Raw genomic sequence first — 22,200 nt, 5'->3', positions numbered from 1 at the left:
AATTCCTTTACTCCAACCTTGCGCTAAATGTCGCGCTTAATTCGTTTTGCACATCGCCCAGGGTCGCAGGCCAGCAAACATAATCACCCTGATACCATCCAACATTGATATGCAGCGGCAGGGTGGTGATCACTTCAAACTGATAACGGCGGCAGGTCCGACCATACTTGCGGATAATCTCCAGCAGGAGATCGCTGTTATCCGCTATCTGGCTATCAGTGACGCGGACGGTAATCACGTCCCAGTCCATCCCCTCCTGGCGTTCCAGTAGTTCGACATACCCGATCCCGAGCCGCTCAAAAATGGCAATAAACCCCGCCACCTCGCCCGCCTGCTGCGCATTGATAAAGGCGTAGCTGACTCGTTTACGAAACAGGCTTAACGGCTCACCTTTAAAGCGGGTGATATCACGTTCCCATGCGATCAGGTTCAACACTGGCTCGACGCAGGTCTGCGGGTCGAACTGCCTCAACGGCCAGGTAATCCACTCGTAAACCTGCAACCAGAAATTCACGCAGGCACGCAGCAGCCGCGCGGGGTCGCCACGGTCCATCCATGACGGCAGCTTCAACCCGGCCAGCAGTCTGGCAAACTCAGTCATTGAGGATCTCCACTGATAAGGAGGCCAGACGCGGGACCGATAATTCGCTGACAATATCTGTCAGTGAAAAACTCAGTGAATCTATGACCGGGAATGCTTTGTGAATCTCCCGGCCCAGGTTCGAAAAGGAATAACGCGAATACGGCCACGTCTTTTTAACGTCGTAATTGGCGTTTTCCCTGAATGCGCACCGGATCAAATCTGAAACCCCGCTTTCTAACTGGCTCAGTTCTTCCGGCTCCATATTTTCTTTGCTTTCCACATACACCTTTACCGCCAGCGCGTGGGTCGTTTCCGGCATCGCGTAGCACTGCAAATCATCGCCGTGTCCGTGGTGACCCTGGGAGTTAACGTAATCGTTAACCGCATCAATAAAGGGCTGCGACGTTTCCCCGCTATCCAGTAGCAGGTAGGCATTTGCGGTTCCCGGTCCGCGCGGGGCGTCATGCAAAAAGAAGATGCGATCAATACTCAACCCCACAACACCCGCAATCATGCTGCGGTATATCGCATCGGTGTGGTAATTGCCCACCAGGTTGAACTGGTTGCGCGTGCGGTCGCGTAACTCGTCGTCGCTTTCCTCGTCTGCGCCTGGTGTGATCAACCAGTCTTCCTCATTCACTGCGCTGGCGATACCTGCAACGGCCACGGGCAAAATACGAAAATATCCCGGCGCAAGGTTGTAACCGCTGCCGGTATCGATCGCGGTAACGGGAACCATACTGCTTTCAAGACCCGCCCCCAGTGTCGTGTCTTCGTTGACGGCCAGCACATAGATCACGCCGTTTATTCGCTCCGTCTGAATCAACGTGCCGGCAGGCACGATCACAACGTCCGAAGGATTTGTCTTGTAAAAGCGGATTACCCCTGCGGCAGCGCTTGCCGGTTTCGGGGTGATGTTCACCGCCCAGGCGAGCAAGCGCAGCATTGCACCCGTGGCGGTTGCCACAAACATGTTTCGCAGGACGACATTGATTAGCGCAGCCTGCAACCACAGCACGGGCGTGGTGACAATTTTCGATATCAGACGCCAGAACGGTGACATTCGGGAAGTATTGGTAATAAATCCCTCCGCCTTAACCGTCTCTTTAAACACGGCTGTGATTTCCGCTTCCGTCGTTGGCATCCCGCTGTCACTCAGGACTTTTTCGAAATCTACTTCCGGTTTCTCAGTCATAATTCACCTCCGTGCCAACGCTGCCGAAATCGTAGGTTTCAGCGGTGACATACAGCCGCGTGATACTTTCTTCTGTGATCACAATCGTGCCGGGGACCAGACGTTCGTCACTTTCAACCAGTAGCGATAGCTGGGTCAGCGCGTCGCCGCGCATGGTCGGGCTTCGTTCACCGATCAGCCGCGTGGTGATGCCGCTTTCCAGAATGCTGTGGATGATGTCCTGGGCTATGCTGTCGCGGTTATTGCACCGCTGCGGCTCGTTGCCACTGTCCAGCGTGAAATCGCCGTCAGTGATCAAAAGGTCGATGTATAACGGTTCGGTACTCATCCGGCGTTAAGCTCCTGCCATTCGGCCAACTGGGCCGGGGTGATTCCATTCGGGGCGTTGATATAGGTATCGCCCCACGTCTTGCGGCTATCCACAACGGTTTTGCTGTCAGTTTTTACCTGCCCCATCAGGCCGCCGCGCGGGATATCTGCATTAACCGTATTGCCCGTCAGCAAGGACGGGCCGTTCAGTTTTGGCGGCGCTCCGGCTCCCGCGGGCGGTGAAACGTTTTTCAGATCGATATTGACGCCGGGGATTTTGTTTAGCTTTTCCGCAATCCAGTTATAGGTGGATGCAAACGTACTTTTCAGGACGTCAAAAAGCTTGCTGAATACACCGCCGATGGTGTCCGCGAATCCTTCAAATGTGGCGAGTGGTGAAAGACCGGCGAAGAACGCAACCACAGAATCCCAGCCGTCAGTGATGGATTTCCAGACGTCAGAAAAGACCTGGCCCACCTGATCGGCAACATCCATCACCCATGCAAAAGCCTCTGTATTCATTACCGCCGCTTTCAGTTCATCCCAGTGTTTCACGACATACCATACCCCCAGCGCCAGCAAAGCCAGGGCGGCAATTATCAGGGTGATCGGACTGGTCAGCAGTTGCATGGCCACACCGGCAAACATGGTCGCCACACCATAAATGCGCATGGCAACCGCACCGGCTTTTAACACAACGTTCCAGGCGGCCAGCGCGACACGACAAACGCCGGTCCACAGGGCTAACAGCTTTGACTGGATCCACAGCGCGGCCAGCCCGATGCGGGTTGTCAGCAATGACGGGCGCAGCAAGTTAAGGGTCCATAACAGGGCTTTCCATACATTGCCCAGACCTTTGGCGATACTGGTCAGGCCCGTCATCGTGAAACCAAAGATGCCCATCACGATATTGGTTGCCGCACCGACCAGCCCGAAGGACAGCACGCCCAGGGTGATATAACCCAGCCAGCGGGCAATGTTGGGGAACATCTCCAGCCAGCGGGCAAATTTTGCCCCCACGTCGGCTACACGGTTCATCATCGGCGTAAGGATAGGGATCAGCGTATTACCCAGCGCGACGCGCATCGCGTAAAACGTCGCGACGATGCGTTCCCACGGCTTCGCCATACGTTCGGCCATTTCCTGGGCGCGTTTCATGCCGTCATTGCGCCCCAGTTCTGCGATGCTGCGATTTAAATCATTCTGCTGGCCGTACAGCTTTTTAATAACATCAGCACCGCCGCCGAAGGCCGCGTCCAGCGCCTGCTGGGCTTTGACGTTCCCTTCAATGCTGGCCCCGTATTTGTCCTGCAACTTTTGCAGGATGTCGCCCATTGGCAGCATTTTGCCGGTCGCATCTACAAAGCTCATGCCCAGCTTTTCAGCCGCTGCCGGTGCGCTTCGCAAAAACTGCTCGTAAATGCCGCTGGACTCCGTGCCCAGGGTGCGAGAAAGCGTACCCAGCACCGCGAATTGTTCATCCATGCTGACGCCAAAGTCAGCACCGGCGTTTTTGGTCCCCTCGATAAGCTCCTGCATGGTCTGCATTTTCACGCCGAAGTTTTGCACCATGTACGCCGTTTTACCGGCCAGTTCTTCGGCAAATTTCACATGCCCCAGGCTGGACAGTTCCGCATTGAAACGGGATGCCATTGCGCCGATATATTCGCCCGCTTCCTCGCCGCTGGCTTTTACGCCTGCCGCCAGGGTGTTGGCCGCCACTGTCACGCGTGGCAGATCTGCATCGCTCAGGCCGGACATTGCGCCTTTCATCGCATAGCTGGAATTCACCACATCAACCGCGCTTTTGCCGTAGCGCATGCTGAATTTCAGGGCTTCGCTGGACAGCCTTTTCAGCGTGTCTTCTGCCACGCCTTTGGCGCCCACTTCGGAAAGCGCAGCATTCATTTCATACGCGGGGCCAACCACGCCAGTGATGGAGTGGGCAACACCCCAGACCGCCGCCGCGCCGATGCCGATCTTTGCAAAAGACGCCTGCGATTTTTCGGCAAAGCCAGTCAGCGAAGACTGGGCCGTTTTTAGTGGCCGCGTCAGCTTATCAATCAGGCTCAGCGTAAAATCCAGGTGACTCATATCAGCTTCCGTTTAGTGCAATGGCGATACCTTCCGCCGTTTTATTCGCCCTGGTTTTGGCGAAATACTCATCCAGCCATATGGCGCGGGCGATACTTTCTTCGTCGTCAGGTTCATGCGGGAGGTAGTAGCGACGAAGGGCAAGATATTGCTCCAGCCCGTTCGTACGAATGGCCGCCACCCGCGCCGCTAGTTTTTTACTTCGATCTCAAGCTTCGGGGAGTAAATTTCGTTAACCTTCTCGACGATCTGCATTTCACAGCCTGGGTAATCTTCCATCAGCTTGTTTAATGCCTCTTTGGATTCGGCATCAACAATGCGGCCCAGATAGGTGACCATCGGCGCAACCTTGTTGGTCATGGTCATTTCGTTAATCAGGTTGTTGTAGGCGGTTTTGTTAGGCTCAAAGCTCAGGCTGACGCCCGCGACGGCCAGGACAATTTTTTTAGAATCAGACTTACTCATTTTGCTACTTCCTTTCGTTGTCGAATGATGCCCACCAGGGCGTTATGTCTTACGGCGCAATCGGTGTACATCTGCCGATAGGCAGTTAACGCCGCGTCAAAGTCGTTACCGGTTGGCCCCGCCAGTCTGGGCAGATTCACCGGGCAAAGCGTTAGCTGGTTTTCCTGATAATGCTCGCTCGGCGCGATCTGCACTTTCGTTGAACAACCGGACGTAATCATCAGAAGCGCAAACGTTGCTAAATACCGGCTTGATGATTTCGGTGCGTATTTCCCGTTCCGTGTGGATCTCATTACCTTTTAGCTCCGCGATTTTTGCTTCCAGCGCTTCACCAGACTGCCGCGTCACTTCGGCGACAATCTGGCGGGTTTGCTCTGCCGATTCGTTGGCGGCCAGCTTTAGCTTTGCGTCGTGCCAGTCGTGCGCCTGCCACCCTGCTGACATGGCAGCAATCATGATCAGCAGCAACCCCAGCAAATTACGCATCAGCGCACCCCGTTATGCTCAAGGGAAAAATGATTGCCGTCCGGCTTACTGAAACGTCCACCCCATGAGCCGCCGATAGATTCCCAGTATTCGCCCAGCGGGCGATAGGCAGCGCTGTCGGTCTGGTACTCCCCATTGATAAACAGGTTGAAATCCACGGCCAGGCGCTGGGTATGCAGGCTGTTTGCAATGCCGCTGCCTTTTTTGGCATTTAGCGCGGCCTGCTCAGGCGTGCGGTACGCCTCGCCAAACGTCAGGAGGTAGCCTTTTTCCTCCGCGAAGTGGATCAGGTTTGCGATCATCACGGTGAAAAGCTTTTGTTTTTCAATCAGTTTCATGGCGTTTGCTTCCCCATCGTTTAATCCAGTATTCCGCGAGGCGTTTTAAACCGGCCTCGATAAAGGCGCTCCCCAGGATGCCCAGGGCGCAGGCAATGCCCACGACAACCAGTTCCGGCATATCGGGAAATTTCAGCAGCGGGATTGCGGCGAGCGGGGCCACCGCAGCCCCCAGAATCATCCGCCCGACTAGCAGGCGGGTTGTGATCTGCTCACTGCTGACCATCAGTTGCCCCAGGCCGATCACGGCCCCGATCAGCAGCAGCTTTGCCAGCAGTGATGTTTCTCCATTTGGCATCTTGTTAACCTTTCAGATCGCGGGTGTCGCGGGCAGACAGGTACGGAACGCCGTCAATCGCCACAAAGTCGGGGCTGGTCACCATGAATTTAATTTTCTTCGTGGTTTTGCTGGCCTCGTTGGGGTTGATGTTGACGATGTCAGACAGCGCGGGAACGCAGCCAAACACCTCGATTTTTTCTTCGTCGTCTCCGGCGTTCGCATAGAACAAAAAGTCCTTTGCGGGGATGCCGCGCCACGAACCGGCAGCGCGGGCCACGGCGGTGAATTTTTTAAAATTCTGGGAATCGACTTCGATTTCCACATCCGCCGACACCGATCCCTTTGTGTGGCCGTTCGGAACGCCACGCGTTTGCGCCACGGCGCTGTTATCCGTAATGGTGACGGTTGCGTTTTCGACGTGAATCATGACGCCGTCATAGTTCACATCGAACGAACCGCCGCTAATGCGTTCTCCGCTCATGCCTGATTCTCCAGTGATGTATCCAGTTCGATGCTGACGCCGATTTCCTTCGCGCTCTCATACGGGCGGACAATCAAATAAATCTGCACCGCAACGCTACTGGTCCAGGTGATAGTGACGTCGCCATCTTTTGGCGGTTTCACTTCACCGGGGAACTCCACGCCGTTGATCTGCGTTGCAATCGACATTTCGCGCAGCGGCTTGCCGAAATAGGTTTCATGCGCCGCAATGCTGCCCGGTGTGCTGTTAAGCGAGCGATCCGCGATTTTTGGAATGGCGCGTAAACGGACGCGGCGGGATGCCTTATCCACGACGCGGACGTTTTCAATGACCTGATAATCGCCGCCCTCAACATCCAGCGTGCGACCGTCTGACCAGTAAATCCCGTCATAGTCGTGATACCACATCGGCACGCTGAAGCGGTTTGCCTGCAATCCCTGCAAGACGGCCAGATCAATTTCTTGCCCGGTTCCGTCTTTCGGCAGGTCGTCACTGCCCAGCGCAGTGACCGCGCCGGTTGCCACACGGGCCGGACTGTCTGCGACGGTCACCGCACGGTTGCACAGGCGACCGGCGAGAACGCCCGGTTCGTTGCCCCACAGTCGCGGCACAAGCTGGACGCCAGGCGATGCGATACCGTTTTCAAGCGCAGCCATGCGCGTCTGGTAATCCGCCCAGGATTCGTCTTCCTCCGGGCCACCCACAGACAGCACAAACCAGACAAAGCGCCCGAATTTAGCCTGTAAGGTCGTTCGCATTTCTGTGGCGCGGTTGATGGTCGCTTTTTCAGTCACATCAACCGCCAGGACAACCCCTTCAACGGATGCGACGGACTGGGCAGCCGTGACGGCTTTCATCCACGCATCATCGAATTTGTAATCCGCATTGTCTGGATCTGGCTCAGGCATGACATGCACATAAGCAAACCAGTTTTGACCGGCGTTATTGGCGGCAGCGGCCACAATCCGCTTTAACAGGCTGTCGGTATCGCCCAGCGCCTTATCCAGATCGGTGCCGGTGTTGACCGCCTGGGTTTTGTCGGTGTTGGTGTCACCGTAACCGACATACAGGACAACGCGTTCGATATCGTTCGTCGTGCCGTTGTAGCGGTTTTTCTGACTAACTGTGACATTCGGCCACGTCATTTTTACCCCCTGATATCCTGCGCGTTGACGTCCCAGCCGAAGCCGATTGCCTGCATTTGCCGCGCTATGATTTGGTTAAATTCGTCGTTACTGACACCCAGAAAAACGCGGCCCGGTATGTCTATGGTCCATGTGCGTTTGGCCGGTGTGCCTTTCAGCTTGCGGATAACCAGCCCGGCCTGCGCCATGCTCATGGTTTCCATGATTTGTTTGCTGGACGGCTTCACCCAGCGCTTGCCCTTGCGGACCTTGTACCCCAGCGCCCGCAGTCGCTTTGCCTGGCGAGGCAGCGCTGGCTGATTCGCCTGCGGTTTACGCGGGGCGTTACTGGCTTTCATCTGGATCCGCGCACCGTCCTGCTGGACCGCACCGACCAGACCCGCCGCGACGGGCTTATTTCCGTTGCGATAATTACCGCCTTTGAGATAAACCTTGACGCCCTGAATCTCCGGCATTTCCCGGACGGCCAGCAGCTTGGGCAATCCTTTTAGCATCTTTCCTTTGCCGCGCTTACGTGGTTCCCACGGCGTGCCGTCCGGGGCCGCCTGCTGGCGCTGGTGACGTTTGGCGGCCGTAATAATTCCCAGCTTTGCGACACGCCACAAAAGGCGCTGGCGCTTCCGTGGTGGCAGGTCAGCTTTTGCCAGCGCTTCGCGCATTTGCTTTAGCTGTTGCTGGTTTAACTCCCCACGGATCACGACGCATCACCATGCTGGACAATGAATTCCGCTTCCTCCGCGACCCAGATTTCCGGGTTGACGATGTCCCAGGCTTTGCCCCTGAACGGGATCGGACCGTCTTCCACTTCGCGGATAATCACCGGATCAGCCAGCCCGACCACCACATCAAGAATGCAGCTTCCTTCGTCGTCGAACTCCGGGTCCACTGTGGGATCGGCTAATTTCAGTTCGTCGCGCAGCTCGTTGGCATGTTCATCCACCCAGGCCAGCACCAGGGCATAAATCAGCCCCGGCGAATAAATGCGAAACGGGAAGTTATCCCACGACAAGCGGGCGCTATACGTCAGCACGCCGATGCGGCGTTGATTGTTCCCCAGCGCTTTGGCGCTGCGGACCAGTTCGCAATCGTCCATTGAACTGGAAAACATTTGCATGGCATCTTGCGGCAGATTCGCCGTGATAAACGCCGTCAGGCTTTCAAGCTGGCTCATATCAGATGCACCCCCACGCGTGGCTGTTGCAGCATGTTGCGCATCACGTTGGCCGCTTCGGCCAGCAGATTGGCGCGGGTGTCCAGGCTTTCCTGGCCCGGGTGCGACTCACGTCGCCCGATGGTGGCGAACTCGCCCAGCAAATCGGCTTTTGCCCGCGCATAAACTGCTTTTTTGTACTGGGCTGTTAACTGGTTTTCGTCTCTCAGCTTTGCGCCCGGTACATCGGCGGCCCGCTCGCATCCTTTCCCGTTCCAGTAGGCCACCACGTCGGCCAGCGTCGTGTTTACCTCCGCTATGGCGGCCAGCAGGGCAACGCCTGCGGTGTCTGGCGGCAGGTCTGCGGGCAGGGTGCGCGACGTCTGAAATTCAGCCAGATCCAGATCAGGCCAGAACGTCACGCCATTGGTGATCACAGTTGGCGTCACCGTTAACGGCTTGCCGCTAATGCTGAAACTTGGACCACTCATGGTTTACACCTTGTTTGCAAAAGAAACGGGCTAACGGGATCCATAGCCAACAACCCTAAAGGGTTGATGCCTCCCCCGCGCCCGTCCCGGCTTGCGGGAGTCGTTATTGCTTTGTCAGGCTATTAATCCGGGCGCGAATCTTGTCGCGTGCGGTCCTGACGCCAGAGTTATTGTTAAAGGCGTGCGCCTGGGCCAGCAGGGCATCGGCCTGTTCAAGCGTTTCCACATCATCCACGGCAGTGGCACGCGGGCGCCTCCGCTCGTCGCGCAGCAGATAAAGCCCCGCGAACTTGAACCATTTCGCGTTAATGTCTTCGTGCAAACGCCACTTTTCACGGATGTTTTCAAACGTGCGGCTGAAATACGGCTCGATGCTGTGACCGGCTTCCGCCTGGCTCGTTGCCCACTCCAGCACCGTATCGGCCACAAAAGCGGGCATGGTACTTTTGAAGTTTTCCGGCATCGCCTGGTTTTCAGTGATAGCCACGTCGGCCCAGTCCAGCGCCTGGCTCATTTCCCCCGTGTCGAACAACCAGATTACGCAGTAGACCAGGGCCGGATTTGCGAAGCGGGCATCACCGGCAAGATAGGACTCAACGGTCGGCATCCAGCGCGGCAACAACACATCGCGTTTAAATTCGATGCGGTCTTCGGTGCGCGGCAGGCTGCGGAGTTGCTCAACATCTTTTGCCAGTTCCAGCATTTGCAGGTGGAAGCTGACCGGCGACGACGCCAGGGCTTCGCGTTTATCCAGCGTCTTTGCGGTCTTAATGCGTGCGCGGTGTCGCTGACACAGGGAAAGAGCCATGATTATTCGCCCCCGCCTGAAGCTGGCGCGTCGGTTGCCAGGGTAATTTTGTCGTATGCGGCGTAAAGCTCGTCATGCTCGACGGCGTACCCTTCCATACGCAGATAGTTATTTTCAAAGCGCTTGCGGTCGTCGTTCCATTCGGCCTTGCGCTTGCGGGTTCCCTGCTGGGTGTAGATATGCAGGTTGTCCAGCGTGGTGACGATCAGGCGACCTTCCGGCATGAATGGCGGGGTGTACACCGTGCGGCCCGCGATCTGCCGACCAATCAACTGCGCAGCGACTTTTTCAGTCGGGCGATCAATCTTATTCATCAGCGTGGTGACGTCTGCGCCGATAAGGTCAGCGGATGCCAGCACAACCAGGCGCGGGTCATTGCGGAATGGCTCATAAATGCAGGTATGCACCAGGTCGGTGACCGCCGCATCCAGCCCCATGAAATCAGCATTCGCTCCGCCGATAGTGACGTCACCGGTGATGATTTGCTCGGCGGAACGGTCCTTAACAATTTTATGCCAGCCGATGTTAACGTCTTCACCGTTCGGGTTGGCTTCCGGGTCGGTGTCTTCAGCAACGCTTGTACCGTTAAATGCCACGCGCAGCATATCCAGCGCGAACGATTCATTGCTGAAAGCCTGGATGCGCTGGAAGAATTCTTCTTCGCTACCCGCATTTGCCCAGACAACCAGCAGGGAGTAAGGCAGATACGAGCCGGAATCGGTTTCGACCAGCTTGTATTCATTACCGCCAACGCCCAGCGCACGCGAGAAGCGCCCGTCCTTTTTACGCCCGGTGTAAATGCCTTTTTTACCGGTAGTTACCACCTGTCCGGTGATCTGGTCCACGTCCAGCACGTTAGGCAGCAGGCGCAGGAATTCAGAGTTTTCCAGCAGCGCATTACGCAACTGGGTTTCTTTCGGGTTGGTCAGCGAGAAGTATCGTGACGTGTCCACCTGGCCGTTGGCTTTCGCCAGGCCTGCGGCGTACTTACGCAACATCTGCTCTGCTTTTGGGGTTAATTGCATTTCGTTTTATCCCTGGAAAGAAAATTGATTAACAGAAGTCAAACGGCTTGTTGCTGCCGCCTGGCGCATTATTTGGGCGCTGCGTGCCGCCGCTTTCCATCGCAGACAGCTTCGTCATGACGGCGGTCAGTTGCGTGGTCAGCGTGTCCATCTGGTTACCACCAGACTGGCGACGCGCTGAAAACTCACGGCGACGGCTGCGGCGCGGGCGTTTAGACGGGGTCACGTTGAACGCTTTCATTGCTTTAGCCAGGTTGGCTTTTGCAACGCTGAACTCCGCCGCTTTGACTTCGTCTTCCGGGTTCTCTGCCACTTCCTCGGCAAGATCGGCAACTTCTGCCGCAGCTTCGGCGATATCTGCGGCGATATCTGCCACTTCGTCGGCTGCCTGTTCTGGCGTATCGACGTTATCAGCGTCGCCGTTAGCGGCCTCTTTGCCGCTTTTGACTAAATCCAGCAGTTGCTGGATGAGGGCTTTTAACTCTTCCATTTTTTGTTCCTCGCCCTCATTGGGCTTGTCGGTGTTAGGTTCTGGTGTTGGCGTGAACTCTTTACGGGCCGAAAATAATCTCGACCAGAAAGAATCTTTTTTTTCTGGCTTGCCTGCCTGCAAATTACCCAGGCTGAAAGTTTCCAGGCTTCCGCGCTCGCCGTCCTTTTCTTCCCCGGCGAGAATAAATTTAAGCCTTTCAGTTCCGAGGCTCGCGGGAATATCCGTAACGGCCAGCCCGAAAAGATAATCGCGTCCGCTTCCGCCAAAATCCGGTATAAACTCAGCAGACGTAAAAAGCTTTTGCTGCATTCGGTTGGCATCAATAAGAAACTGATTTGGGATTAACTGGGCATATAATTTTGTGACGTCACCTTCCGTCTCTACTTTCAGCGCGTCCACAGTACCCAGATTGCAGGTAAACTCACGCTCCCCAATACCATTTTGCGGATGATGCGGCCAAATCATGGCGGTGTAAGTTTTCGGAGTATAAGTCTCTGCCGCGTCAATTAACCATTGCGCTTCAATGGTACGACCGTCCACGGCCTGCCCCGATGTGGCGATGCATAGCCAATCAGTTCGGTAACTGGGTTGCGTCATAACTGACCTTTAATAATGAAATGAATAATACAATTCGTTTGTGATGGTCAGTATTGCCAATAAAAAAGAATGTCGCGACCGCTTTATTTCTTATGCATTCGGTTATAAATGGATAACCACTTTTTGCCGATATTTAATTATCAGGTTGGTCAAATAATCCCGTCATAATAGCCTCATGGCTAAATATTCCGATGAATTAAAAGAAGCGGCCCGCACGCTTTACATTAAAAGCTGGTCGCCGAAAGATATTGCGCAGGAATTGAATATTCCACCGCGCACCATATACCACTGGGCTGACGTCGGGGAGTGGGCATCACTGCTGCCCGTCGAATCAGTGGAAAACGTCATCGCCCGCCGCATTGACCAGCTTTCCCGCCGCGAGAAAAAAACGGCGCTGGAACTGGAAGAACTCCGCGATCTGATTGCCCATCACGTCAAGCTTATGGCGCAGCGCAATAAGCACGCCGAAAAACTGGCCGAAATTCAGGCCAAAAAAGCATCCTATGACGGCGAAGGCTACTGCCTCAGTAGCGCAGGCGGGGAACCGGGGGAAAGAGAAGGAAAGCGCCGGTATAAGAAAAACGACGTTTCCGGGCTGACGCCTGAAATGCTCGACACCTGGGCGCGGGAACATCTTTTCGAATATCAGCTACATTGCCGCGAGCATAAAGGCGAAGACTGGCGCTTTATTCTGAAAAGCCGCCAGGTCGGCATGACCTACTATTTTGCATGGGAAGCCTTTGAAGACGCGGTAATCAGCGGTGATAACCAGATCTTTTTCTCCGCATCCCGCGCACAGTCTGAAATCTTCCGCGAATACATTGTCCAGATTGCGCAGAACCATTTCGGCATCACGCTGACCGGCAAAAATATCCGCCTCAGCAACGGCGCAATCCTGCGCTTTCTGTCCACGAACGCCAGCACCGCGCAGGGCTTTAACGGCCACCTGTATGGCGATGAAGTCTTCTGGATCCCGAAATTCACGCGCCTGCACGAAGTTGCCAGCGCAATGGCAACGCACAACAAATACAGAACGACTTACTTTTCAACGCCCAGCGCGAAGACGCACCAGGCCTACCCGGTATGGACTGGCGAAGAATGGCGCGGCGACGATCCGAAGCGCAAAGGGATTGAGTTTCCAAAAGAAAACGCCATGCGCCAGGGCATCATCTGCCCGGACGGGATCTGGCGATACATCATCACGATGGAAGACGCCATCAAAGGCGGGCTGGGTGCGCTCGTCGATATTGAGCGGCTCCGCAACAAGTACAACCCGACCGCGTTCGCCATGCTCTACATGTGCCAGTTCGTTGACAGCAAAGACGCGGTCTTCAAATTCTCGACGCTGGTCGGCTGCGAAGTGGACCGGGCAACCTGGGGCGATTATGACCCGACCGCCGCGCGGCCATTTGGCAACCGCGAAGTGTGGGCGGGCTTTGACCCGTCGCGCTCCGGTGACAACTCCACTTTTGTGATAATCGCGCCCCCCATTCACGACGGTGAACGCTTCCGCGTGCTGGCCTGCTGGCAATGGCAGGGCTTTAACTTTAGCTGGCAGGCTGACCAGATACGCCAGCTTATGCGCCGCTTTAATATTACCTACATCGGGATCGACACAACCGGCATCGGGAAAGGGGTGTATGACCTGGTCAGCAAGTTTGCCCCGCGCGAAGCGAACGCCATTCTTTACAGCGTCGAAAGTAAAAACCGCCTGGTAATGAAGATGATCGACGTCGTGGAACGTAAGCGCATCGAATGGGCAAAAGACGCCATAGACGAAACCAACAAAGAGCGCGTCGAAATCCCCGCGTCGTTTATGGCTATCCGGCGCACCACAACTAACAGCGGCAACGCGTTAACGTTCGTTGCTGAACGTTCCGACGCAACCGGCCACGCGGATGTTTTCTTTGCTATCTCGCACGCCGTAATAAACGAACCTATCGATCACGAATTTGACCGCCCATCGACCTGGGCTTTTGGGAATGCAGCATGACGACAAAGAAACAGCGTAAAGCGAAAAAATTCAGGGCAATGACCGGCAATAACGTTGAAACGTTCACGCCGGGGCGCGGCAGCGTGATCACCTTTGGCGAACCAGAACCCATCCTGACGACCGGCACCGATTATCACAATATCTGGTATGACAACGAGGCGGATCACTGGCGGCTCCCGATTGACCGGCTGGCGCTGGCTCAGTTGCCAAACCTTAACGGCCAGCATGGTGGCGTATTGTATGCGCGGCGCAACATGGTTGCCGGTGGCTATATCGGCGGCGGCCTGACGCCTGACCAGGTCGAACAAGCGGTCTTTGATTATCTGCTGTTCGGCGACGTCGCAATCCTGAAAATTCGCAACGTATTCGGGGAGGTGATCGACCTGCTGCCGCTGCCGTCGCTTTATCTGCGCTGCCGTAAAGACGGAACGTTCGCCGTTCTCCAGGAAGGGCCAGCGCTGATTTATGACCCGGAAGACATTGTCTTCTTTAAAATGTATGACCCGCGTCAGCAGGTCTACGGCCTGCCGGATTATATCGGCGGGATCCATTCCGTTTTACTTAACAGCGAAGCGACCATCTTCCGCCGCCGCTACTACAACAACGGTGCGCATATGGGCTTTATTCTGTATACCAGCGACCCAAATTTAACGCTGGAAATGGAAAACGAAATCAAAGACAAGATTGCGCAGTCCAAAGGGCTGGGCAACTTCCGCAACATGTTTATCAACATCCCGAAAGGCGACCCGGACGGGGTCAAAATCCTGCCGGTGGGTGAAGTCAGCGCAAAGGATGAATTCCAGAATATCAAAGGGATCACCGCGCAGGATATCTTTACCGCGCACCGTTTCCCCGCAGGGTTGGCGGGCATCATCCCGACTAACGGCGCGGTAATGGGCAACCCTGAAACTGCCCGCACGACCTACCGGAAAGACGAAGTTATCCCGTTGCAGCGTAAATTTATGAATGGGGTCAACAATGACCCGGAAATCCCGCCGCGCTTACACCTTAATTTTGACGTTGAATTGCCGGTAATTATCGCCGATAAGGGCGAAAAATGAACGTAATTAGTTTAAAATCGTCCCCATTGTTAGCAATGGCGTGCGGGGTGGTGAACATGCGAGTTTTTAAAATTAAATGTCCTGAATGCGGTCAACCGGCCATCATTCGTAAATCAGACTGGAAAGATAAAAAACTGGCGGATTTATACTGCGCGTGCACCGAAGTTGAATGCGGCCACACGTTTGTTTTTAACGCCTCGTTTTCTCACACGCTCAGCCCCAGCGGGCTGACCGGTAACAAGCTGGTCAAATTCCTGATTGAACGGCTCAAACCTGAAGAACGCCAGTTCGCGCTTAATCTCTTGAATGGAAATTGATTTGTCAAGGAGCCTCATTTTGAGGCTCCTTCAGTTAGTTCATAAAAGACAATTTTCACAATAATCCTTTAATTCTTCAATTTTACTTTTCTCCCTCAGATATTTTAAACGTTCATTGTTCCATTGCCGCATCACATCAGCCGGTGTTGCTTGTGTTGCTCGCTGAATTTTATTATCACAAGATGATATTTTAGTTTCTAACGCACTAAGAGTAGCAACTAAACTAGCTAATTTTTTCTGCGGAGATAGCTGAATTTCAAACCGCCTAATCGAATCAAAAATCATTTGGATTTCTTGGCTGGTTTTTGAATGCACTATATTATAATTGTGCTCACTAAAAGCATGATGCTCTTGATTTTGAGATGCCCAACTTAAGAAATTTGATTTAATATAATTAACATTTTCCAAACGAGCACCCAAGGATTCAATGAGAACCGCATACATTTTCTCCAAGCTTATTTTAATCATATTAGGCTTTTGAAAATCTCTACTTGTAAAACTAGCAGTTACACTCAACCCTGAGTCTACACAATGCTGAGATGCAAGTGACTCAAACCAAATTCGACAATATATCAATGCCTGCCTAATGTCATAGCACTCTAAACTCTCAGTTATTTTACCTTCAAAAGAAATATCCTTTTCTTCATAGTGAATGCCATGCGGATAGCAGTTAAGGACAAAACTCTTGAATTCACCATTCCCTAATGATCTTTGCCGATTGCTATATAACTCCCAAAATAACTTATCATGAGTGGTAATTATTTTTTGAGTTTTCTTTATATATGGATCAGTCAAAAACGTATTGATAATGTTCGATCTGTGTTCAGTATCAATAGCATTCACAACATCATCAAAAACGATAAACTGCGAATTTTTCTTTTTAGCCAGAGCTAATAGTATTGAAAGGCCAAGTGATTTTAAATGACCTTCCGATAACCTTACAAATGCGTCTACTTGTTCATTTTGGATATTCAATTGAACTCGATAGGATTGCTGTGAGCTTTCAAAAACAAATGAAATACCATCAAGTTTTTCGCTATCGTCGTCATGCTTATTGATTTCATTATAATAATCAACGATTGAACCCTCAATACCTGAAAGTATTTGTGCTTCTTTATTTCTTTTATACTCATAGGCTTGCCTGTAAAACTCAGCATATTCAACATTCAATCCTCTGAAAAAATTATTCCTTGCATTCTCCTCCAATAACTTAACACTAGTAGACTGTATTTGATTTAGGAGTGTATCAAATGCCTTATGTTTCTCTGCCTTATTTTGAATCTTTGATTTATAAATTGCAATATAGTTAGTAATATTGGCGATTGAGTTAGAAATCTTATTTATTTTTGTATCTATTTTTTTTAGGCTCTCAGTAATGTCACTAACAATTAAATTGTGCTGAATTGTTTTTTCATTATATGATGCAATGGACGTGCAGTTTATCAATGATTCATGCAGGTATCTTAGATTTTTTTTCAACCCGTCATCATTCATTTGTGCTAAGTTATTTGAAATATCAGATAATGTAACAAAATCGCAGTCTACCAATGTATTAATTGGTGATATCAAAAACGACCGCAGAGTTTCTAGGATCACATTTGTTAGTTTTACTATATATGAATTATGCTTTTTCAATCGCTTCTGTAAGCTGGTTACATTAGTGAATGATACGAGAATATCAATGCTATGTTGTAATGGATTGATACTAACCTTTTCAATAGGTGTATTACATAACGGGCAAGCATCATGTGCTTCTTCTTCAAGTAATAATTTTGAAATCCTGTGAAGTTCTATTGTTTTTTCGTTGAATGCTATTTCCTCTAAACCTGCCTCAATCCTTTCTTTTCTCTCTATTACTTTAATTAGTGACAATAAGATTTTTGTTGATTTTTCTAACGGTATTTCAATAGAAGAAATGCCTTTTTTTAATTGTGATTTCTTTTCAGTTAATATCGCATGATATCTTTTAATGTGTGGGAATTTTGTTCTTGCAACATCATCGCGATAACGTTCGCAAAGTTTCTCATAATTTATACCTAATTCATTAAGTATCTTTAATTTTATTTCCTGCAAATCGTCATAATTGTCTTTTGACGCTTTACGGTATCTTTGTAAATCAAGATTCAGAGATGTAAGTTTTGAGGAGTAATCTACACTGACGAAGCTTTGTGCATTGAAGCTCTTTGGTGCAACAAGTGTAGAAAGGAATGTATCATAATCTTCTAGGCCAACTAATGCGGCAAGAACATCTCGCTCTTGGAACTTAGTATCACTAGATCCAAGCAATGAAAACTCTTGGAGTCGGTTCCTATCAATGAAATTAAACTTGCAATCTGAGGTAGGAAGAATTGGTTTATTATTATAATCATGAAGAGTAATGCTAGGTTTCCCATTTCGTTTAATGTAATTTTTAAGTGCTGTCTTTCTCCGTCCAGCTTCTTTAATATCACCTGTCGTCTGGAACTCCAGCGCCTCACAAAGACTGCTCTTCCCTCCGCCATTTGGAGCGAAAAATATATTGTTCGATATATTAAAATTAAATCTAACTCCCATATCTTCATCAGAAAGTTGTCCAAAACCACGAAAATTACTGACTTGAAGGTATTTTATTTTCCTGTTTGACACCCTCCTACCCTGTACATTTAAATTGCGCGACTCGTAGAATTTTTTATATTTCAAGAGGCTTCGATAATAACTAGTATTATTATATATGTTTTTATATTCTTGGGCGTACTTCAATCTAGCCGTAATTTTGCTGGCGTTATTATTCCTATCGAGGATAAGCCATAACAATAGTTTCCTGTAGTTATTATCTTCATCGTAATAATTATATAAAAATTCAGAGATATACTCGTCCATAGGTAACCTTAAGCTTTTGTATAGAACTTACAATTTCAGATTTTTCCAGTTCACATTATACAAAATGAATGATTATTGCTAGATCCTATACCAGGTTTGACGAAAAAAAATTGAAAAGAGTATCGGAGGAATCTTTCAACATATTAGTTGGACAATTGAGTACCCAACTTCCCCAAAGTCCTTCTAGACTATGCTTTTCAACATTTTCAAATACTCCCCGAAAGGATCAAATCTAAATTTTTTGCTATCTACCCCATGCAAAGTACTGAGCCGAAGCCATAGCTGAGTCACGACAAGATCATAAGATTTACTGCGTTCAATCCACAACCGGCCAAATGGTGATGAGCGGTAAATTTTGCGACCTACTTTCAGCTTACTTCCCCGGAGCAAAGAAAGAGCTTGCCCTCTGCTAATACTTAGCTTCTGTATTATTCCTTCTGATATTAATCTTTCCACTGCGGGCTGTAACAAAGTCACACAAGCCTCTTCCGTTTGTTGTTTTTCCTGCCTAGCGTTAAAAGCACTCCGCCAGGTGAGTTCTAGATCACTTCCTAACTCATATGGTGTGTCAGTAGAATGTTTTTTGAACGGAGTATCCCTTAGCCGCTGCATAAGCTTGCGCCGCGTGGCCGCATCCATGTTTTCAAAATCGACCATTTCTTCCTCTGAATCGTCTGTCACATCCTCCACGCCTGACGCAAAATCGCTGATTTTTTCGACTTCCGTAGAGTTATTGACAGAACTCCAAGCGTCGCCGGGTGGCGACGGCAAAACGTCAACCCCCAAACCAGGACCGCTTTTGGCCCCGGTGGCGGCTTTGGATTTGGCACGGATTGTCCACTTAACCAGACGCGTGCAAATGCGCGACCCTTCGCCCAGACGTGGCGACCAGACCCCGAAGACCTTTTCCGGGATCTCACAGTAGGCGTTCATTTCATCGGCTGGCTGATAGGCGAGGCGGACGACATAGTTTTCACGCGGGATCAACACACCGCCCTGGCGCAAAATGTATGTGGCGAAGCAACCCACATCGGCAGCGGCGCAGACCGCATCCATTTCTGGATCGGCCAGCATTGCCGCGCCACGTTTGAAGGTATTCGCGATTTTGCGTTGGTTGGTTAGCTGGTTGCTCAGTTTGCGTAGTTCGCGATAAACGGACACAGGCGGCTGGCCCAGCGGCTGAAACTGGCGGATGCGGTGAAGCGATGCCCACGCCATTGCATATCTGGCCGTTTCATTCAGCGGCTTGCCCGTCTCGTCGTCCAGCTCACCGGCCAGCGCGTGGCCGTCGATATTCTTGGAAATATATTTCGCGATGTAGGCCGTTGCTGACCCCTTGCGCGGGTCCATTTTTTTGGACTTGAAGCGAGCGCCGGTATTGCGGCCCAGTTCGTCGCGGTCCTCCGCAATGAAGTAAGCACGAAGGATCGCGACGGTGGCTTTAACTTCCGCCTGCGGCATGAATAACAGGGCGTGCCAGTGTGGCGTGCCGTCGTGGTGTGGCTCTGCGACACGGAAGCCATAAGGGCGCAAATCTTCACGCTTCAGTTTGGCGGTTGCGCGGTTCCAGACGCGGCATAAATACCGCTGCGCCTGGGCAACGGTGGTGTGATTCCACTTGCCGTTATGGTGACCGGATTCGACATTGCTGTGATATTTGGACGGGCAAGTGATGGTCAGGAAGATGCCCACATCGCCGCGCTGTTGTGCGACAAGCTCCACGCCAGCCATACGCGCCATTAACTCATGGCGGCGGATCGCCGGATTGGATGTGGACTTGTTTATCATATCTTCAAGCGATGAAACGTTGCCGTCTTCGTCTACAAGCTCATGACTCTTGAAAAATTCGCGGTTCTTCCGGCGCTGTTCCTGCCACTCAACCAGGCTTGATGCGCTTACATAGGCGTGGGCCTTGCGATGAACTGCACCGACTGCACGCAACTGGTTTTCGCGCCAGTCACAGCGAAGACGCCAGATTTTACGGCCCCACCAGTCCGGCGAGCACATACGCAGAATGGCGGTAAAGATCCGATCACGTTCCCACGGCGCGGTCCATGCGGGCGGCACAACGCGAAGGGCCAGCATTTCGCGGCCCAGGTGGCAATAAATCCAGTCCAGTTCCTCAACGCTCATGCCCTCGGCGGTCAGGCCCAAAGCGGCGCATTCGGTTTCAAGCATTTCAGCCAGGCGGTTGGCAATCTCATGCGCGGCGCTTAACGCTTCCCGTTTGGTGAAATCTGCCAGGCGTTGCCAGCGTCCATGCCAGTAGGCGGCCAGTTCGCTGTTAATGTCTGTTGCAACGCCTTGTTTGCTGCGCACGACATCAAGACGCAGTAATGATTTTTTCACGGTCCCCATAAGAAAATCATTAATGTGTCGGGCTTCACGGTTGGCGCGTAACCAGTCGATTTTTTTGCGCCAGACTTCGCGGATAAAAAACGGCTCAGACAACAAACGGGCCTCCACACCTTCCGGCGTACTGGCCCATGCGGCTGCGGCGGCCTTTGCGGCGGCCATATCTTTTCTTACCATTTCTTGATGTACGGCGAACGGCAGGCCGTGCGGCTCGTATTTGTCCAGCGCATGGATCAGCGATCCACGATTCCGAACCTCAGCCGGGTTATAACCGGCGCGTTTGATAAGCCGGTCGATATGCTTTTCAACGGCAGGATGATGCGCCACCGCCCCGGCGAGCGGGGCAAGTTTTGCAGATTCAAAGGTAAACGCCCCGATAGCGGGGCGGGGCTTATTCCATGGCCAGGCGAAATCCGTCATTTCTTACTTTCCACGTTGTACTTTTCGTGGGTCAGCAATGACCAGACCTTGCCACCGTCCTTACTCAACAACCGCCAGCGGCAACCCAGACGGATCACCAGGTAATGATGTGGCGCAATGCGGGAAAAATTTCTCCGGCCTTTCACGTACTGGCTTAATTCAGCGGTTGCACGCTTGCTTACGCACAGCGGTGCGGCGCATGAAATCTGCAAACGGGTAGTCACTGGAAAACCTCCACACCATTCGCCGCAGCCGTCGCGATCATTTCTTTGTATGTCGCATTACCCATTACTGGGCCGCAATCAGGGCAGCAACCGCCACCGGCACGCCCGCAGCCGTCGCACACTTTGAGGACGCCGATCACCTCGCTGGCGGCTCCCCTGGTAATGGCGTTCGCACTCACTGAACGGTTAACGCTGATTTCCTGGAATTTGAAAGCGCTGTAAATATCACGGGTGGCGGGGGTATCACTGTTTGACAGGATCACCGGCGAACCAGTCAGGCGGTTGGCAGCCAGCAGGGCCGCAGCTAACTGGCGGTGTTGTTTCTCACCAAACGGGGCGGTGTGGTACTGGGTAAAATTGGCTGTTTCGCTCGCTGGCAGGTACGGCGGATCGCAGTAGATAACGGCATCGCTGCCAATCATGATTTTTAATGTGCTCTGGTAGTCGCAACAAACGAAAACGGCCTTCGTGTCGTTGGCCTTTTCAGAGAACAAGCGGATCTGTTCTTCGGGGAAGTAAGGCGGGGTTTTATGCTTACCAAAGGGAACGTTATATCCGCCCTGGCGGTTGTAGCGCACAACGCCGTTATAGCCGTGGCGATTCAGATAAAGGAATTGCGCAGCGCGAAGGATCTTGCCCGCGTCCGGGCCGTTTTCGAAAACTTCACGCGAAGAAAGATTATCTCTGGCACGGGCGTTGAAATCATCCCGGACCCACTGATAGCCGTCTTTATCGCCATACACCTTAAACAACGGGCAAGCGGCGTTAATCACTGCATCCGGCCAGCGCGTTATCTGGCGGTAAAGGTTAATCAGGTCGGGATTAATATCACCCAGGATATAGCGGCGATATTCAGTATTGAGGAAGACAGAAGCACCGCCGACGAACGGTTCAACCAGGCAATCCGCTTTAGGCAGAACGGGCAGCAGATCGGGAATTACGCGGCTTTTACCACCAGGCCATTTCACAAGCGAACGAATCATTTTACTTTCTCCAGAGTGCAAGAAGCCCGACGCGTTAGCGCCTGTTTC

At 52.1% G+C, this 22,200-nt stretch carries 24 protein-coding genes; 3 read left to right on the top strand and 21 right to left on the bottom strand.

The annotated features are described in order from the left end of the window. Nucleotides 1-7 precede the first annotated feature (7 nt). The 17 genes from HCH49_RS17515 to HCH49_RS17435 all read right to left on the bottom strand — a co-directional run bounded on the left by HCH49_RS17515 (nt 8) and on the right by HCH49_RS17435 (nt 11,940). On the bottom strand, nt 8-601 hold the full coding sequence (locus tag HCH49_RS17515; RefSeq protein WP_221703090.1) for a phage tail protein: 594 nt from the start codon (nt 599-601) through the stop codon (nt 8-10). Further along, a complete protein-coding gene (locus HCH49_RS17510) occupies nt 594-1,778 on the bottom strand; it encodes a baseplate J/gp47 family protein (RefSeq protein WP_221703089.1) in 1,185 nt (394 codons plus the stop codon). Before HCH49_RS17510 ends, HCH49_RS17515 begins: the two co-directional genes overlap by 8 nt. Further along, on the bottom strand, nt 1,771-2,106 hold the full coding sequence (locus tag HCH49_RS17505) for a DUF2590 family protein (RefSeq protein ID WP_032638403.1): 336 nt from the start codon (nt 2,104-2,106) through the stop codon (nt 1,771-1,773). Before HCH49_RS17505 ends, HCH49_RS17510 begins: the two co-directional genes overlap by 8 nt. Further along, nucleotides 2,103-4,181, bottom strand: coding sequence for a phage tail tape measure protein (locus HCH49_RS17500; protein WP_221703087.1), 2,079 nt, complete (start codon nt 4,179-4,181; stop codon nt 2,103-2,105). Before HCH49_RS17500 ends, HCH49_RS17505 begins: the two co-directional genes overlap by 4 nt. Nucleotide 4,182: 1 nt before the next feature. Beyond that, nucleotides 4,183-4,362: a DUF6890 family protein gene (locus HCH49_RS17495; protein ID WP_221703086.1), complete on the bottom strand. Its 180-nt coding sequence runs from the start codon at nt 4,360-4,362 to the stop codon at nt 4,183-4,185. Nucleotides 4,363-4,370: 8 nt separating this feature from the next. Continuing rightward, nucleotides 4,371-4,646 (bottom strand): putative phage tail assembly chaperone, encoded by a 276-nt coding sequence (locus tag HCH49_RS17490; RefSeq protein ID WP_047368330.1) that lies wholly within the window; start codon nt 4,644-4,646, stop codon nt 4,371-4,373. Between the two features lie 105 nt (nt 4,647-4,751). Beyond that, nucleotides 4,752-5,132, bottom strand: coding sequence for a hypothetical protein (locus tag HCH49_RS17485; protein WP_221703082.1), 381 nt, complete (start codon nt 5,130-5,132; stop codon nt 4,752-4,754). Beyond that, on the bottom strand, nt 5,132-5,470 hold the full coding sequence (locus HCH49_RS17480; RefSeq protein WP_221703079.1) for a M15 family metallopeptidase: 339 nt from the start codon (nt 5,468-5,470) through the stop codon (nt 5,132-5,134). Before HCH49_RS17480 ends, HCH49_RS17485 begins: the two co-directional genes overlap by 1 nt. Next, nucleotides 5,457-5,768, bottom strand: coding sequence for a phage holin family protein (locus HCH49_RS17475; protein ID WP_221703078.1), 312 nt, complete (start codon nt 5,766-5,768; stop codon nt 5,457-5,459). Before HCH49_RS17475 ends, HCH49_RS17480 begins: the two co-directional genes overlap by 14 nt. Before the next feature lie 4 nt (nt 5,769-5,772). Beyond that, on the bottom strand, nt 5,773-6,231 hold the full coding sequence (locus HCH49_RS17470) for a phage protein (protein WP_032638419.1): 459 nt from the start codon (nt 6,229-6,231) through the stop codon (nt 5,773-5,775). Beyond that, on the bottom strand, nt 6,228-7,376 hold the full coding sequence (locus HCH49_RS17465) for a DUF2586 domain-containing protein (RefSeq protein ID WP_221703076.1): 1,149 nt from the start codon (nt 7,374-7,376) through the stop codon (nt 6,228-6,230). The genes HCH49_RS17470 and HCH49_RS17465 overlap by 4 nt, the downstream gene beginning before the upstream one ends. A 2-nt stretch (nt 7,377-7,378) precedes the next feature. Further along, the gene (locus HCH49_RS17460) at nt 7,379-8,035 is read right to left on the bottom strand and encodes a hypothetical protein (RefSeq protein ID WP_221703109.1); all 657 of its coding nucleotides are present in this window, start codon (nt 8,033-8,035) and stop codon (nt 7,379-7,381) included. 35 nt (nt 8,036-8,070) lie between these two features. After that, nucleotides 8,071-8,547 carry a phage tail protein gene (locus HCH49_RS17455; RefSeq protein ID WP_221703074.1) on the bottom strand — a complete coding sequence of 159 codons (477 nt, stop codon included), beginning with the start codon at nt 8,545-8,547 and terminating at the stop codon, nt 8,071-8,073. Continuing rightward, on the bottom strand, nt 8,544-9,017 hold the full coding sequence (locus tag HCH49_RS17450; protein WP_059445697.1) for a head completion/stabilization protein: 474 nt from the start codon (nt 9,015-9,017) through the stop codon (nt 8,544-8,546). Before HCH49_RS17450 ends, HCH49_RS17455 begins: the two co-directional genes overlap by 4 nt. A 103-nt stretch (nt 9,018-9,120) precedes the next feature. Next, the gene (gene gpM / locus HCH49_RS17445) at nt 9,121-9,825 is read right to left on the bottom strand and encodes a phage terminase small subunit (RefSeq protein ID WP_221703073.1); all 705 of its coding nucleotides are present in this window, start codon (nt 9,823-9,825) and stop codon (nt 9,121-9,123) included. Between the two features lie 2 nt (nt 9,826-9,827). Further along, nucleotides 9,828-10,850, bottom strand: coding sequence for a phage major capsid protein, P2 family (locus tag HCH49_RS17440; RefSeq protein WP_221703072.1), 1,023 nt, complete (start codon nt 10,848-10,850; stop codon nt 9,828-9,830). 28 nt (nt 10,851-10,878) lie between these two features. Next, nucleotides 10,879-11,940, bottom strand: coding sequence for a GPO family capsid scaffolding protein (locus HCH49_RS17435; RefSeq protein WP_086531964.1), 1,062 nt, complete (start codon nt 11,938-11,940; stop codon nt 10,879-10,881). Between the two features lie 175 nt (nt 11,941-12,115). Between HCH49_RS17435 and HCH49_RS17430 the strand changes: the two genes are divergently transcribed. From HCH49_RS17430 to HCH49_RS17420, 3 genes are read left to right on the top strand one after another with little or no spacing between them, the layout of a single operon-like run. Continuing rightward, nucleotides 12,116-13,933 carry a terminase large subunit domain-containing protein gene (locus HCH49_RS17430; protein ID WP_221703071.1) on the top strand — a complete coding sequence of 606 codons (1,818 nt, stop codon included), beginning with the start codon at nt 12,116-12,118 and terminating at the stop codon, nt 13,931-13,933. Beyond that, a complete protein-coding gene (locus HCH49_RS17425; protein ID WP_409410447.1) occupies nt 13,930-14,994 on the top strand; it encodes a phage portal protein in 1,065 nt (354 codons plus the stop codon). Before HCH49_RS17430 ends, HCH49_RS17425 begins: the two co-directional genes overlap by 4 nt. Nucleotides 14,995-15,050: 56 nt before the next feature. Continuing rightward, nucleotides 15,051-15,311 (top strand): ogr/Delta-like zinc finger family protein, encoded by a 261-nt coding sequence (locus tag HCH49_RS17420; RefSeq protein ID WP_221703105.1) that lies wholly within the window; start codon nt 15,051-15,053, stop codon nt 15,309-15,311. A 39-nt stretch (nt 15,312-15,350) separates the two neighbouring features. Here the strand turns inward: HCH49_RS17420 and HCH49_RS17415 are convergent, their stop codons facing one another. The 4 genes from HCH49_RS17415 to HCH49_RS17400 all read right to left on the bottom strand — a co-directional run bounded on the left by HCH49_RS17415 (nt 15,351) and on the right by HCH49_RS17400 (nt 22,152). Continuing rightward, a complete protein-coding gene (locus HCH49_RS17415; RefSeq protein WP_221703070.1) occupies nt 15,351-18,170 on the bottom strand; it encodes an AAA family ATPase in 2,820 nt (939 codons plus the stop codon). Nucleotides 18,171-18,353: 183 nt separating this feature from the next. Next, nucleotides 18,354-20,945: a replication endonuclease gene (locus tag HCH49_RS17410; protein WP_221703069.1), complete on the bottom strand. Its 2,592-nt coding sequence runs from the start codon at nt 20,943-20,945 to the stop codon at nt 18,354-18,356. After that, nucleotides 20,942-21,169: a hypothetical protein gene (locus HCH49_RS17405; protein WP_047368323.1), complete on the bottom strand. Its 228-nt coding sequence runs from the start codon at nt 21,167-21,169 to the stop codon at nt 20,942-20,944. The genes HCH49_RS17410 and HCH49_RS17405 overlap by 4 nt, the downstream gene beginning before the upstream one ends. Then, a complete protein-coding gene (locus HCH49_RS17400) occupies nt 21,166-22,152 on the bottom strand; it encodes a DNA adenine methylase (RefSeq protein ID WP_221703068.1) in 987 nt (328 codons plus the stop codon). Before HCH49_RS17400 ends, HCH49_RS17405 begins: the two co-directional genes overlap by 4 nt. Nucleotides 22,153-22,200: the final 48 nt, after the last annotated feature.

This window comes from Enterobacter sp. Y17, from assembly GCF_019730495.1.
Classification (GTDB): domain Bacteria; phylum Pseudomonadota; class Gammaproteobacteria; order Enterobacterales; family Enterobacteriaceae; genus Enterobacter; species Enterobacter asburiae_B.
Note: the sequence above shows the minus strand (reverse complement) of the source record. Positions and strands in the feature narration are given on the sequence as shown.

Excerpts from the sequence above, each read along its gene's own strand:
- HCH49_RS17515 (WP_221703090.1), bottom strand. The coding sequence starts at position 601 with ATGACTGAGTTTGCCAGACTGCTGGCCGGGTTGAAGCTGCCGTCATGG.
- HCH49_RS17510 (WP_221703089.1), bottom strand. The coding sequence starts at position 1,778 with ATGACTGAGAAACCGGAAGTAGATTTCGAAAAAGTCCTGAGTGACAGC.
- HCH49_RS17505 (WP_032638403.1), bottom strand. The coding sequence starts at position 2,106 with ATGAGTACCGAACCGTTATACATCGACCTTTTGATCACTGACGGCGAT.
- HCH49_RS17500 (WP_221703087.1), bottom strand. The coding sequence starts at position 4,181 with ATGAGTCACCTGGATTTTACGCTGAGCCTGATTGATAAGCTGACGCGG.
- HCH49_RS17490 (WP_047368330.1), bottom strand. The coding sequence starts at position 4,646 with ATGAGTAAGTCTGATTCTAAAAAAATTGTCCTGGCCGTCGCGGGCGTC.
- HCH49_RS17485 (WP_221703082.1), bottom strand. The coding sequence starts at position 5,132 with ATGCGTAATTTGCTGGGGTTGCTGCTGATCATGATTGCTGCCATGTCA.
- HCH49_RS17480 (WP_221703079.1), bottom strand. The coding sequence starts at position 5,470 with ATGAAACTGATTGAAAAACAAAAGCTTTTCACCGTGATGATCGCAAAC.
- HCH49_RS17475 (WP_221703078.1), bottom strand. The coding sequence starts at position 5,768 with ATGCCAAATGGAGAAACATCACTGCTGGCAAAGCTGCTGCTGATCGGG.
- HCH49_RS17470 (WP_032638419.1), bottom strand. The coding sequence starts at position 6,231 with ATGAGCGGAGAACGCATTAGCGGCGGTTCGTTCGATGTGAACTATGAC.
- HCH49_RS17465 (WP_221703076.1), bottom strand. The coding sequence starts at position 7,376 with ATGACGTGGCCGAATGTCACAGTTAGTCAGAAAAACCGCTACAACGGC.
- HCH49_RS17460 (WP_221703109.1), bottom strand. The coding sequence starts at position 8,035 with ATGCGCGAAGCGCTGGCAAAAGCTGACCTGCCACCACGGAAGCGCCAG.
- HCH49_RS17455 (WP_221703074.1), bottom strand. The coding sequence starts at position 8,547 with ATGAGCCAGCTTGAAAGCCTGACGGCGTTTATCACGGCGAATCTGCCG.
- HCH49_RS17450 (WP_059445697.1), bottom strand. The coding sequence starts at position 9,017 with ATGAGTGGTCCAAGTTTCAGCATTAGCGGCAAGCCGTTAACGGTGACG.
- gpM (WP_221703073.1), bottom strand. The coding sequence starts at position 9,825 with ATGGCTCTTTCCCTGTGTCAGCGACACCGCGCACGCATTAAGACCGCA.
- HCH49_RS17440 (WP_221703072.1), bottom strand. The coding sequence starts at position 10,850 with ATGCAATTAACCCCAAAAGCAGAGCAGATGTTGCGTAAGTACGCCGCA.
- HCH49_RS17435 (WP_086531964.1), bottom strand. The coding sequence starts at position 11,940 with ATGACGCAACCCAGTTACCGAACTGATTGGCTATGCATCGCCACATCG.
- HCH49_RS17430 (WP_221703071.1), top strand. The coding sequence starts at position 12,116 with ATGGCTAAATATTCCGATGAATTAAAAGAAGCGGCCCGCACGCTTTAC.
- HCH49_RS17425 (WP_409410447.1), top strand. The coding sequence starts at position 13,930 with ATGACGACAAAGAAACAGCGTAAAGCGAAAAAATTCAGGGCAATGACC.
- HCH49_RS17420 (WP_221703105.1), top strand. The coding sequence starts at position 15,051 with ATGCGAGTTTTTAAAATTAAATGTCCTGAATGCGGTCAACCGGCCATC.
- HCH49_RS17415 (WP_221703070.1), bottom strand. The coding sequence starts at position 18,170 with ATGGACGAGTATATCTCTGAATTTTTATATAATTATTACGATGAAGAT.
- HCH49_RS17410 (WP_221703069.1), bottom strand. The coding sequence starts at position 20,945 with ATGACGGATTTCGCCTGGCCATGGAATAAGCCCCGCCCCGCTATCGGG.
- HCH49_RS17400 (WP_221703068.1), bottom strand. The coding sequence starts at position 22,152 with ATGATTCGTTCGCTTGTGAAATGGCCTGGTGGTAAAAGCCGCGTAATT.